The sequence below is a fragment of the Steroidobacter sp. genome (assembly GCF_016790065.1).
In the GTDB taxonomy this organism is placed as follows: Bacteria; Pseudomonadota; Gammaproteobacteria; order Steroidobacterales; family Steroidobacteraceae; genus Steroidobacter.
Genome location: NZ_JAEUPY010000243.1, coordinates 1 through 11,897, shown reverse-complemented (window position 1 = coordinate 11,897; position 11,897 = coordinate 1). Strand labels below are relative to the sequence as shown.

The following is an 11,897-nucleotide window of genomic DNA, read 5'->3' as shown; positions in this document are numbered from 1 at the left end:
CGTTTGGTCATGGATGCGTTCCTCACTTGCCGACTCGTCGTGGACACCGGCATGAACGCACTCGGCTGGACGCTCGAGCAAGCGCGCGACTATATGCGTAAGCATAGTGGCATGTCTGAAACGGAGATCTGCTCGGAGACGCTGCGATACTCCTGTGACATCCCCGGCCAATCGCTCGCTTACAAGCTTGGCGACACACGGATCATCGAGCTGCGAGAGCAAATGCGCTCGTCGCTGGGCGCACGCTTTGACATTCGTGACTTTCACGAAGCGGTGCTCGGGCCAGGCTCGCTACCGCTGAATGACCTGGCCTGGCATGTTGACCGAGAAACAGCTCGGCTGGCGGCGAAGCAAGCGTAAGAGCGCGCTACTTCGCGGCCGCGACGCTCAAATCCGACACGATGCCCTTACCCGGCAACACGCCGGACACTAGCGCGCCCTTGTCGATCACCAGCGTGCCGTTCACCAGGACGTAACGCATGCCGGTGGCACGTTCGGTGGGGCGCTCGTAGGTCGCGCGGTCGGTCACTGTTGCCGGATCGAACACCACGATATCTGCGTCTGCGCCTTCTTGAATGCGGCCTTTGCGGCGCGCGGCCAAGGTGGCTTTTTCGAGCCGCTGTGCTGGCATCAAGCTCATCTTACGAATCGCGTCCATCAAACTGATGGTGCGCAGTTCGCGCACATAGCGCGCCAGGATTTTGGTGTAAGTGCCGGCATTGCGCGGGTGGCCGACTTCGCCGTCGCTGGCGATCGACATCAGCGGGTTGGTGATGACGGTGTCGACCATCTCCTGACGATTCACGAACAACACCACGCCGGTCATTTTCGGCGACGCATGCAGTTCGTCGAAACGTTCTTTGGTGAGTCGCTCGCCAGTCTCGGGAAGCATCAACGAATCGTAGCTGATGCCGAACTTTTCCTGCCAGCCGGGATTGAACAGCGCCGAGTTGATCGAAGTCATGCCGGCGATGTACGGATAAGCTTCCGCAGTTACATCGAGGCCGCGTGCTTTCGCGCCGGCCAGAATGGACAAGCACTCGGGAGCATCGGCCAAGCAAGTCGAATTGAGATGCACGATCTGCAGGGACGCGCCGGTCACTGCGGCGGCGCCGATGACTTCGCTGACGGATTCGATGCTGGAGCCGGGTTCTTTGCGGCCAACACTGCGGATGTGAGTGAACACCGGCACGTTGCGGCTCGCGGCCAGTTGGAAGATATGAATGATTTCCTGACGAGTCGCACCCGGCACATATTGAATGCCCATGCCGACACCCAGACCGCCGACATTGATCTCGTTGCTGAGCTGCGCCTGCATCTGCGCAATTTGCTCGAGCGTGGCCGGGTCATTCGTGGAGCGGCCACTCTGCGGAATGAGATCGGTCACTGGCAGCGGTGAGCCGAAAGCGGCGGCACGCGCAGCTGCGTGACTGGCAGTCGTTCCATAGTTGATCAATGAACGGCCGGACTTACGCGCCAGAAACTCTTTTACATCCGGCACGCCGATTTCCATTTCCAGGCCGCTGGTGACGCCGTCGAACGCTTTCAGTACGCCGGAAACTTCATCGTGGCCATGCTGATGCAGATCGATGAAACCCGGCGCCACCACCAGGCCTTTGGCGTCGACCGTGCGCGTGCCAGTGAGCGGTTCGGCTGAGATGCGCGCGATGCGGCCGCCGTTGATGCCGACGTTCATGGTCGCGTCCAGCCCGGTCTCCGGATCCAGCACGCGTCCGCCGCGGATCACTAGTTCGTAAGGGGCGCTCCAGACGACGGCCGGAGCCAGGGCTGCCATGATGGCGACGATCCACTGTTTCATGCGGGTGACCTGCAAGTGCAATCGGTTGAACTAGCCTGATCAGGACAGAATGCTCCATTCAGAGAATAAATGCCAGGGCCGCTTTGTCGCGTTCGTTCGTCCTAGAGACACCACCCGCTCGTTCGCGGGGTAGAGCATGCCCGTGTCCACGACACCTGAAACGAGCTGTGCTAACGGTCCGACCGCCGAGTCGGAGTCCGCCCCGATGTCGGGCGCGACGTCGCCTGCGTACTACGCGATGGTTCGGCAGCTGTTCAGGGAGCACAACCGCGCGCTGATCAATTTCCTGCTGACCCGCCTGCCCTCCGAGCAGGAGGCGCTCGATGTGGCGCAGGAGGCGTACGTCAAGTTGCTGCAGTTGGATCACCCGGACACGGTGGGCTTCCTGCGCGGTTACCTGTTCCGGATTGCCGCCAACTTATCCATCGACCGGCTGCGTCATCGGCGCATCAGCGAAAAGGTGTCGACGGAGATGCTGGACAAGCTCAGCGACATCGAAGCGCTGGATCTCCAGGCCATCACTCAAGAGGAGTTCGACATCGTTTGCGACGCTCTCAACGAATTGCCGGCGCGGCATAAAGAAGCATTCGTGCGCCATGTGATCGAGGGCTACAGCACTTCCGAGATCGCACGCGAGCTGGCAGTGGATGAGCGAACCGTCCGCAAGTTCGTCGCTCGCGGATTACTGCATTGTCGCCAGCGCCTGGACGCCAGCCATCGAGGTCAGCAATGAAAGGGAGTGCCGATGCGCTCATCGGGGACGAGCCGGCGCGCGTCGCGGCCGATTGGCTGCTGCGGCTGGATAATCCAGCGCTGACCGACGAAGACTTGCAAGCGTGGCTGGAATGGCTCAGTGCTTCGGATGCCAATCGCAATGCTTTCGATGAATTGCAGTCCGTGCGTCGCCGATTGCGCGGCATGCCAGCGGAGCGCCGGCAAGAACTCATCGAGCGCACCGTGCGCCGACCGCAGGGATTGAGTGAGGCGTTTCGCGAACGTTTGAATTTGCCCAGGCCGGAGCGATCTGCCGGCCGACCGGTGGCGCTGGCTCTGGCTGCATCGTTGGTACTCGCTGTGGCGCTCGGGGTGTGGATGTACCCGGCGTACGAGAGCACTACTACATATGCTGCTCCGTCGGATCGACATCGCACTGTGGCGCTGAGCGACGGTTCGTCGCTCGTCATCGGTGCGCAGGCCGTCGTCGATGTGACGTTTTCGCGCGAGCGTCGTTCGTTGACGGTGCATCAAGGTAAGGCGTACTTCGAAGTGGAGCCGGATCCCACTCGGCCGTTCGTGGTGGCCGCGGCGAATGTGGAAGTCGCTGCCGTTGGTACTGCATTTAGTGTCGAACGAGATGCCGATAAGGTCCTGGTCACTGTGACGCACGGACGCGTGCGCGTCACCAATACAGAGACACGCGCCACGACTGTGCAGCGAGGTCGCGCGCCGGTGGTGGCGTCGGTCCCAAATGGAGCAGGCGCAGCTGTCGATCTCCAGCTTTCGCAAGGTCAACAAACCCAAGTCGAGTTGCCGATGGCGCGCACCGGCGTGCCTGGATCGAAGCCGGAGATCGAGGGTTGGAGCGACGGCCGTGTCGAGTTCGTCGGTGCGCCGCTGCGTGATGTGTTGGCTGTCGTCAATCAGTACGCGCCGAAACAGTTGGTCATCGACGATCCGCGAGTCGGCGATCTGACATTCTCAGGCACGATTTTCCGCAGTCATGTGGATGAGTGGGTCGACTCATTGCCGCGGGTGTATCCGATTGAGATGGTGGCTTTGGACAATGCCACGGTGACGTTGGTTACTCGTCGTAACAGCACGCACTGACAATTCGTTACAAGTTAATTGCAAGTAACGGTGGGTGCGTGGGCCGCTTTGTGCTGCTCAGTCGTCGTATTGGATGCGCACAGCTCAAGCCGTGCGATCGAACGCAACACAACGAAGACTGGGAGGGCTGATGGATTCATTCATATCTACGGCACGCGTGGGCGTAGGCCGATGGCTCGCACTATTGTTGGCATTGCTGGCGACGTCACATGCCTGGGCCGCCGAAGCCGAGTTGACGCAACGTCAGGTCAACTTCGACATCAAGGCGCAACCGCTGGTGAGCGCGCTGCTCGCGTTCTCCGCGCAGACGCAGGTACAGGTGATGTCCCAGGGAGTGGACCTCGCCAATCGGCAGAGCACCGGTATTACTGGCCGTCACACCATTGCGGCCGCGCTGGCGCAGCTACTTGCCAACACCAACCTCGAATACACCACCACAGCGCCGAATACGATTGCGATCGCACCGAGCACCAAGGCACAGCCGTTATCGGCGCTGGATGCGGAGCACGAGGTGATTGTGACTGGCAGCTACACCACACAATCCATGAACAGCGCCACCGGCCTGAACATGACGCTGCGTGAAACGCCGCAGACCGTCACGATCATCACCGAGCAAATGATCGAGGACAAAGGCCTGGTCGACATGGGCGAAGTGCTGGAGCACGTGCCCGGCATCTCGCAGGTGGGCGACGCCTCCGAAGACGCGATGATTTTCATCCGTGGTTTCCAACTCGACAGCGCCGTGCAGGTCGACGGCTTGATCACCACGCCCGCCAATCTGACTTACTCCGGCGCACTCAGCCAGGGCATCGACGCTGCCATCGTCGAGCGTGTCGAAGTGCTCAAAGGCGCCGCTGGCATTCTGGGTGGTTTGGGTGAACCCTCGGCGACGGTGAACATGATCCGCAAGCGCCCCAAGGACACGTTCCAAAGCTCGATGGCGTTGACCGGCGGCAGCTGGAACTCGTTTCGTGCCGAAGGCGACGTGGCCACGCCGCTGAGCGAAGACGGCAGTGTGCGCGGTCGTTTCGTCGGCTCGTGGATGGATGAGGATTCGTTCATCGATCGCTACCATCGCCGTGGCAACGTGCTGTACGGCATCGTCGACAAGAGCTTCAATCAAGGCACCAAGCTGTCGCTGGCCATCGATCGCGTCGAGTCCAAGTACACCGGCGTCTACAACTGGAGCTCGAATCCGGCCTATTTCACCGACGGCACGCCGATCGATCACGATGTTTCTTTCTCCACCGGTCAGCGTTGGGCGTATCGCAAAGTGTCCGAGTGGAGCGTCACGCCCGAGCTGGAACATCGCTTCGACAACGGCTGGACGCTGCGTAGTTCGTACCGCTTTTCCAAGGGCAAGATCAACGTACTGAACGCCAGCCCCGGTTCGTATGTCGATTCGGACACGCTGGAGTTGGTGGACCCGTGGAGTACGCCGTATGCGCTGCGTTCCGACCGCACTTCGGACACGCAGAGCTTCAACATCGTGACCACCGGCAAGTTCTCGCTGTTCGGTCGCGAGCATGACGCGGTGTTGGGATACAACTACGCACGCAATGAGTTCGTGCTGCGGGGTCGCTACTACGATGTGCAGGCGCTCTCGCTGAATCAGTTGGTGGTGCCGGCGCCGGATCCGTCGTCGCCGTCATCACCCTACGGCGCTTACGCCAACAAGGATATTTCGACGCAGGATGGGGTCTACGGCACGCTGCGTCTGAGTGTGGTGGATCGGCTCAAGCTGATGGCTGGCGGTCGGGTCAGTCGCTGGGAGTTGGATTCTTCGGATGCCAACACCGGTGCGCCACGCAGCTCGGCGAAAGAAGACAGCGTGATCACGCCGTACTTCGGCCTGGTGTTCGATCTGAACAGCTTCGCTTCGCTGTACGCCAGTCACACCGGCATCTTCTTGCCCAACAGCTCCTACGGCGCCGATGGCAAGATGCTCGAACCCACCGAAGGCACCAACAACGAGGTGGGCGTGAAGTTGGCGTTTCACGACAACCGCCTGAACGTTTCCGCCGCCGTGTACGAGGCCAACAAGGACAATGTGGCCGAGTGGGCCAATCAGGGCATGTTGCCCAATGGCGAGTGGATCTACAAAAGCGTCGATGGCATCAAGACCAAGGGATATGAGCTGGAAATCGCCGGCGCGGTGACCGCCAACTGGGAACTCAGCGGCGGTTATACGCACAACTCCGCCAAGGACGAGGATGGCAACAAGCGCACCACTTATATCCCGAACGACATGTTCAAGATCACCAGCAGTTTCAAGCTGGACAGCATGTTGTCGGGCCTGACTGTCGGCGGCAGTGTGCGCTGGCAGAGCGATAGCTACTACGATTTCGTCATCAATATGTCCGGGGTCGACCCGAGCGCGACGCCGATCGACGTGCGGCAGGAGCAAGACCCGTACTGGTTGCTGGACTTGATGGCGCGCTATCCGGTGACCAGCTCATTCTCCTTGTCGGCCAACATCAACAACGTGACGGACAAGAAGTACAACCGCTCGATGTGGGGCTACGCGGACTATGGCGAACCGCGGAGCTTCAGCGTCACCGCACGCATGAAGTTCTAAGCAGCGATGCTCGGAGACGATGCGACCGACTATTCAGCGCGACTCGTCGCGTCACGATCGCGGTCGTATCGTCTCTCGAGCGCAAACGGCGGCAACCAGGACTCGCGGCGAATGGTCCAGAGTTCATAAGTTGGCGTGAATTGGTCCGGGGCATCCAGCGAGCCCAGGTTCACTTCGACTTCGTCAGCGCTGCGTGAGAACACGGACGAGCCGCAGCGAGGGCAGAAGAATCGCCCGCCGTAGTTGCCCGTTTCGCCTTCGACAGTCACCGAGCTTTCAGGAAATATCGCCGACGCGTGAAACAACGCTCCGTGATATTTACGACAGTCGAGACAGTGACAAATGCCGACGCGATAAGGCTGTCCCGATGCGACGATTCGCACGTTGCCGCACAGGCAACCGCCGGTGCATGGGGCCATTACTGGGCCTCCTTCTGTCCGTCAGAGAATAATCGGAACAACAACGAGCGCAGCCATTGATTGCCGGCATCGCGATGCATTTTCGAATGCCATAGCAAGCTGATGGCAATGGCCGGCAGGTCGGCGGGATGCGGCACGTAAGTCAGATTGAATGGCTTCACACTACGTTCCGCCAAGCGTTCCGGAACGGTTGCCACCATGTCGGTCGATGCCAGGGTCGGCGCGACGGCGATGAAATGCGGCACGGACATTCGCACATTGCGTTTGATGCCCTGGTGCTCGAGCAACTCGTCGGCCTTGCCATGCCCGGTGCCGGCTGCGATCGCGACGATATGCTCAGCAGCAGCGAATTCATCCAACGTGATTTTCTTGGCTCGCTTATCCAACGGGTGACCGCGACGAAACATGCAGACATAGCGCTGCGAGAACAGGCGCCGCTGAAAAAAGCCGGCGGTGAGTTGCGGCAACAGCCCGATCGCCAGGTCCACTCGTCCGGACTCCATCTCATCTCGTAAATTGATCGCGGTGTTTCTGACCGTGCTCATCTTCACGCCGGGCGCTTCGGTGCTCAGTGCTTGCATCAGCTCGGGCATGAAGTACACCTCGCCGATGTCGGTCATGCCGATCGTGAAGCTGCGTGTACTGGTGGCCGGATCGAATGAAGAATGTTGGCTGAGGGTGTTTTGGATGGCGCTCAAAGCATAGGCAATGGGCTCGGCGAGCTGTTCCGCGAACGCGGTCGGCACCATGCCTTTCGGCGTGTGCACGAACAGCTCATCTCCCAACAGTTTACGCAGGCGCTTGAGCGCATTGCTCACCGCCGGCTGACTGAGGTCCAGACTCTCAGCAACGGCGGAGACACGCGGCTGGCGGAGCAACTGGTTGAACACCACCAGCAAGTTCAGATCGATGTCTTTGAGTTCCACGGCAACGGTCATTCACGTCGGTTATAGATCGTATTAGCGGCAGCGGTTCTACGGTCGCCGGAGCATCCTGCATCATCACCAGCTTACGGCGGCGTGCCCATCCGGTGGAAGGCAGACAATCGTGGAGTTGGTGGTTTCTCCGATCAATCGTACCTTGAACGTCAAGGCGGGGGCCAATCTGCTCGACGTGCTACGTCAGAACGACGTGCCGGTTTCCTACAGCTGCATGGCAGGCCGCTGCGGCACCTGTCGTTGTAAAGTGCTCAAGGGCAAGGTGCTGGAAGCCGGCGGGCATGAGTCGCAGACGCCGATGGTGACTGGCGATCGATTCGTGCTCGCCTGCCAGACGGTGTTGGCCGAGGACTGCACCATCGAGATCCCGGAGCCGGATGAAGTCGTCGTGCATCCGGCTCGCATTGCCAAGGCTACAGTGGTCGCGATTGAAGATCTGACGCACGATGTAAAACGTCTGCTGTTACAGCTGCCGAAACCTTTGTCTTATTCGCCGGGCCAGTATGTGCAGCTACAGGTCGGCACCGGCTTGGTCCGGCCTTACTCGATGGCGGGCGTGGGTGCTGACGGCACGCTCGAATTTCATATTCGCATCGTGCCGGACGGGCGCTGCACTCAACACATCGCTAAAAATTTGCAACCGGGCGCGGCCCTCCGCGTGACCGGCCCGTTGGGCACCGCCTATCTGCGTCGTAACCATGCGGGGCCGATGATATGTATCGCGGGTAGCACTGGACTTGCGCCGATACTCTCCATCGTTCGGGGCGCGCTGGCCCATGGCATGACGAATCCGATTCATGTGTACTTCGGTGTGCGTGCACCTCGCGATCTGTATGGGGAAGAGTGGTTGCGCGAACTCGCTGCGGCTCACTCGAACCTGAAGCTTCACGTCGTCATCACTACCGGCAACGAGCATCCCGGCCGCAGATCGGGCTTGGTGACGGAGGCCGTCGCGGCGGATTGGGCGGACGCGAACGGTGCACGTGCGTATGTGTGCGGCCCTCCGGCCATGGTCGAAGCAACCACGCTATTGCTCCAGCAGCGGGGTGTACCGCGCGATCACATCTACGCCGATGCCTTTTATCCGACAGGAACATAAAAGGCGGTCAGGCGATCAATAAAATCGACTCGCGCCCCCTCTTCACAGGTCATGGGGAATTCTGTGGGGAGCGGCTCGACCATGGCACGACGAATCAACCTTTGGCTGGTGTTGGTCGCCGCCGTAGTTTGCACACTGACCGCTCGGGCTGACGACGCGGGCATCATCGCTCTCGAGCATGTGACCATCGTCGACGTGCAGGCCGGCAAGCTGCTGCCCGACCAGACCGTGGTGTGGCAGCGAAGTCGCATCATGGCCACTGGGCCGAGCAAGAGTCTGGCGGCGCCTGTCAAGGCACAGCGGGTCGATGGCGCTGGCCGTTTCGTGATGCCTGGTTTGTGGGACATGCATGTGCACGTCGGCACGCCGGAGGCCGCAGCGGATGAGCTGACGTTGCCCATGTTCATCGCGAACGGCGTGACTTCCGTGCGCGACATGTCCGATTACATTGCTGGTCCCGACTATCGCTACAGCGGTGCGATTACCACGAAACGTTGGGATGCCGAAGCTCGCGCCGGTCTTCGTGTTGGGCCACGCGTCATCAGTACGGCGAGCTTGGTGGTCGACGGGCCTGCGCTGCTGCGTCGTCGTCCGGAGCTGCCTGCATTTCTCGGTGCGGGCACTCCAGAGGACGCTCGCGAACTCGTGCGCTACCTCGTCGATGAATCGCCGGTGGACTCGATCAAGGTCTACAGCGGTTTGCCACGAGCCTCGTTCTTCGCGCTGATGGATGAGGCGCGCCAGCATGGCATCACCGTCGTTGGTCACAAGCCGCTCGGCGTGGACTTCATCGAAGCCGTCAATGCGGGTCAACGAAGTATCGAACATGCCCGCGAGATTTTGTTGGACAGCTTCCCGGGCGCCGCGCAGTTACAACGCGACTTCGAAGCCCGACAAGCACCGCCGGGCGAGCGCGATCAACCACCCGCTGTGTTGACCAGAGTTCTTCGGGAACACGATCCGAAGATGCTGCGCGCGATCTTCGCTGCGATGAAAAAGCACGATACTTATTATGTGCCGACCCATTTGACTCGCCGTTTCGATTGGCTGGCGGTGGCCGGCGATCAGAAGATGCTCAACGACCCTCGGCTGCAGCTGATTCATCCCACTGCTGTCAAGCGAGCCTTGAAGGACGTCGAACAAACTCGCGCCCGCGCTTCGGGTCCGGCCGATGCGGCGGCTTACCAAGCATTCTTCGAAAAAGGACTGGAAGTGACGCGGCTCGCCTACCAAGCAGGCGTCAACGTCCTGGCCGGCACGGACACCGGCGACAGCTTTTGTTTCCCCGGCTCCGCTTTGTTGGAAGAGCTGGAGTTGATGGCCAGCTCGGGCCTGTCACCCGCCGAAGTGCTGCGGACCGCGACCATCACTCCCGCTCGCTACGCCAACCGCTCCAACGATTTCGGCGGCGTGTCCGCCGGCAAGATCGCCGACCTGCTGGTGCTCGATGCCAACCCGCTCGCCGACATTCGCAACGTCCACGCCACTCGCATGGTCGTCTTCAATGGCCGCCTGTTCGAGCGCGCCGAGCTGGACGAGATACTGGCCGGGGTGGCGCAGAAGGCGCGGAGTTTCAACAAAGGGGAGTGACGCTAAGGCTGCCGCCTTACTGCATCCTGTCGTCGTGTGTGTCTTTGCGCCGGATGAGGATTTCATCCTTGCCGTCGACGATCTCCAGTTCCGCGTTACTGCGCAGGAAATCGATGAGTGGCTGCGTGTCGTCAGCCTCGAAAACACCGCTGATGCTCCGCGCGCGTAACGCGTCGCCCTCGACGACAATCTTGGTCTTGTTGTAGCGATTGAACTCGGTGGCGACCTCGGAGAGTTCGCGGTCCCGGAACACGAGTTGGCGCGTGCGCCAGGCGACGGCGCGTTGCACGTCAGGCTGTTCGGCCCGGGCGACCAAACCGTCGTGAATGATGGCCTCATCGCCGGCGTTGAGTCGGGCGGCCTGGCCAGCTGCGCGCACCGGCTCGGCCGCGACCGTCGATGATTGTTTCGCGGCGCCGGTATCGATGCGCACGACACCTTCGATCACCGATACGCGGGTCGTGTCAGCACGTTGATATACGTTGAACTGCGTCCCGACGGCCACGACCGTACTGCTGTTCGTCGACACGGCAAACGGGCGTGAAGGATCGTGCCGGACCATGAACAAAGCCTCGCCTTCGAGCAGTCGGATCGCCCGGCGCGTGCCGGAGAACTCGACCTTGGCCCGAGTGGCAGTGTTCAGGACCATCACCGAGCTATCTTCCAGCTTGACCGAGCGCTGTTCGCCGACGGCGGTGACATAGGTGTTGGCGTCGAACCACATCGTTCCGAAGAAAGCCCAGCCGAACACTGCGATCACGATCGACGCTGCGAGCGCTGCTATCCGCGGCCAGTGCCGTCGTCGCTGCGGCATGATTTCGGTCTGCGCCAAATGCGAGTCCAGCGGGGTCGAGGCGAGTTCCGGCAGCGTCGGCAGCGCGTCGACATCGATAGTGCGCAGTGGATCCATGCCATCGAGTTCGGTGACGACCGCCTGTGCGAACAGCATCTCATGCACGTGGTGGGCGGAGAGCCGCGACCAGGCGAGATAGTCCTCGCGCGCCTCCTTGGACGTGTCTTCCTGAAGCCGGATCAGTCGCAGCGCCGCCTGTTCGCTCAGGCGGAGCCGATCTTTCTGGGTCAGCTTCATGCTGCTGTCCTTAGTCACATTCATATCGATTACTTCCACATGCCGGCGCGTGCGTAGGAGATGGCGCGTGCCAGGTAGATCTCGACGCTACGCCGGGTCAGGCCGAGTTCCTGGGCGATTTGCGCGCACGACAGTCCGTCGCGTTTGTGCATGACCAGCACTTTGCGATAGCCGGGCGGCACCTGCATCAGTACCCGGTTGAGCAGTTGCGCGTTGCTCAGCTCGTGGCTGGGATCGAGGTTCGCCGGGTCGATCGCCTTGTTGGCCTCGATGTCGAACAGCGCCGAATCGATACTCAAGACCTCCAGCTCCCGCCGCCGCCGGAGTCGGAACTCGTACACCACATTTTGCGCCACCCGGAACAGATAGCTCCTGGGTTTGAGCACCACTTCGATGTCGGGCAGCTGGTAGTAGCGGACGTAGGTTTCCTGGGCGAGATCGAACGCGTCCTGCGCGTTGCGCAAATGCCGCATCAAAAAGCGGTGCAGAGTCGCCCGATATTCGTCGGTACTGACATCGTCGGAGCGTTGCTCCTCC

General features: G+C 60.9%; 11 protein-coding genes. 6 read left to right on the top strand and 5 right to left on the bottom strand.

The genetic code is table 11. From position 1 onward, the window contains the following. A partial coding sequence (locus JNL55_RS10515; protein WP_293852775.1) for a DUF885 family protein occupies positions 1-360 on the top strand: 360 nt, incomplete at its 5' end. 7 nt (positions 361-367) lie between these two features. On the opposite strand, the gene JNL55_RS10510 is transcribed toward JNL55_RS10515, so the two are convergent. After that, on the bottom strand, positions 368-1,819 hold the full coding sequence (locus tag JNL55_RS10510; protein ID WP_293852774.1) for an amidohydrolase family protein: 1,452 nt from the start codon (positions 1,817-1,819) through the stop codon (positions 368-370). Positions 1,820-2,024: 205 nt separating this feature from the next. On the opposite strand from JNL55_RS10510, the gene JNL55_RS10505 reads away from it, so the two are divergent. The 3 genes from JNL55_RS10505 to JNL55_RS10495 all read left to right on the top strand — a co-directional run bounded on the left by JNL55_RS10505 (position 2,025) and on the right by JNL55_RS10495 (position 6,224). Continuing rightward, positions 2,025-2,552: an RNA polymerase sigma factor gene (locus JNL55_RS10505; protein WP_293852772.1), complete on the top strand. Its 528-nt coding sequence runs from the start codon at positions 2,025-2,027 to the stop codon at positions 2,550-2,552. After that, positions 2,549-3,646 (top strand): FecR family protein, encoded by a 1,098-nt coding sequence (locus tag JNL55_RS10500; protein WP_293852770.1) that lies wholly within the window; start codon positions 2,549-2,551, stop codon positions 3,644-3,646. The genes JNL55_RS10505 and JNL55_RS10500 overlap by 4 nt, the downstream gene beginning before the upstream one ends. 130 nt (positions 3,647-3,776) lie before the next feature. Further along, positions 3,777-6,224 (top strand): TonB-dependent siderophore receptor, encoded by a 2,448-nt coding sequence (locus tag JNL55_RS10495; protein WP_293852768.1) that lies wholly within the window; start codon positions 3,777-3,779, stop codon positions 6,222-6,224. A 29-nt stretch (positions 6,225-6,253) separates the two neighbouring features. On the opposite strand, the gene JNL55_RS10490 is transcribed toward JNL55_RS10495, so the two are convergent. Next, positions 6,254-6,643, bottom strand: a complete 390-nt coding sequence (locus JNL55_RS10490; RefSeq protein WP_293852767.1) for a GFA family protein — start codon at positions 6,641-6,643, stop codon at positions 6,254-6,256. After that, entirely contained in the window at positions 6,643-7,569 is a 927-nt protein-coding gene (locus tag JNL55_RS10485) for a LysR family transcriptional regulator (protein WP_415923054.1), read from the bottom strand. The genes JNL55_RS10490 and JNL55_RS10485 overlap by 1 nt, the downstream gene beginning before the upstream one ends. Before the next feature lie 121 nt (positions 7,570-7,690). Here JNL55_RS10485 and JNL55_RS10480 point away from each other — a divergent pair, with 121 nt between their 5' ends. Next, a complete protein-coding gene (locus JNL55_RS10480; protein ID WP_293852763.1) occupies positions 7,691-8,680 on the top strand; it encodes an FAD-binding oxidoreductase in 990 nt (329 codons plus the stop codon). A gap of 81 nt (positions 8,681-8,761) precedes the next feature. Then, on the top strand, positions 8,762-10,270 hold the full coding sequence (locus JNL55_RS10475; RefSeq protein WP_293852761.1) for an amidohydrolase family protein: 1,509 nt from the start codon (positions 8,762-8,764) through the stop codon (positions 10,268-10,270). A 16-nt stretch (positions 10,271-10,286) separates the two neighbouring features. On the opposite strand, the gene JNL55_RS10470 is transcribed toward JNL55_RS10475, so the two are convergent. Further along, positions 10,287-11,384, bottom strand: a complete 1,098-nt coding sequence (locus tag JNL55_RS10470; RefSeq protein WP_293852759.1) for a FecR family protein — start codon at positions 11,382-11,384, stop codon at positions 10,287-10,289. A 5-nt stretch (positions 11,385-11,389) separates the two neighbouring features. Then, a partial coding sequence (locus tag JNL55_RS10465; protein WP_293852757.1) for an RNA polymerase sigma factor occupies positions 11,390-11,897 on the bottom strand: 508 nt, incomplete at its 5' end.

Excerpts from the sequence above, each read along its gene's own strand:
- JNL55_RS10510 (WP_293852774.1), bottom strand. The coding sequence starts at position 1,819 with ATGAAACAGTGGATCGTCGCCATCATGGCAGCCCTGGCTCCGGCCGTC.
- JNL55_RS10505 (WP_293852772.1), top strand. The coding sequence starts at position 2,025 with ATGTCGGGCGCGACGTCGCCTGCGTACTACGCGATGGTTCGGCAGCTG.
- JNL55_RS10500 (WP_293852770.1), top strand. The coding sequence starts at position 2,549 with ATGAAAGGGAGTGCCGATGCGCTCATCGGGGACGAGCCGGCGCGCGTC.
- JNL55_RS10495 (WP_293852768.1), top strand. The coding sequence starts at position 3,777 with ATGGATTCATTCATATCTACGGCACGCGTGGGCGTAGGCCGATGGCTC.
- JNL55_RS10490 (WP_293852767.1), bottom strand. The coding sequence starts at position 6,643 with ATGGCCCCATGCACCGGCGGTTGCCTGTGCGGCAACGTGCGAATCGTC.
- JNL55_RS10475 (WP_293852761.1), top strand. The coding sequence starts at position 8,762 with ATGGCACGACGAATCAACCTTTGGCTGGTGTTGGTCGCCGCCGTAGTT.
- JNL55_RS10470 (WP_293852759.1), bottom strand. The coding sequence starts at position 11,384 with ATGAATGTGACTAAGGACAGCAGCATGAAGCTGACCCAGAAAGATCGG.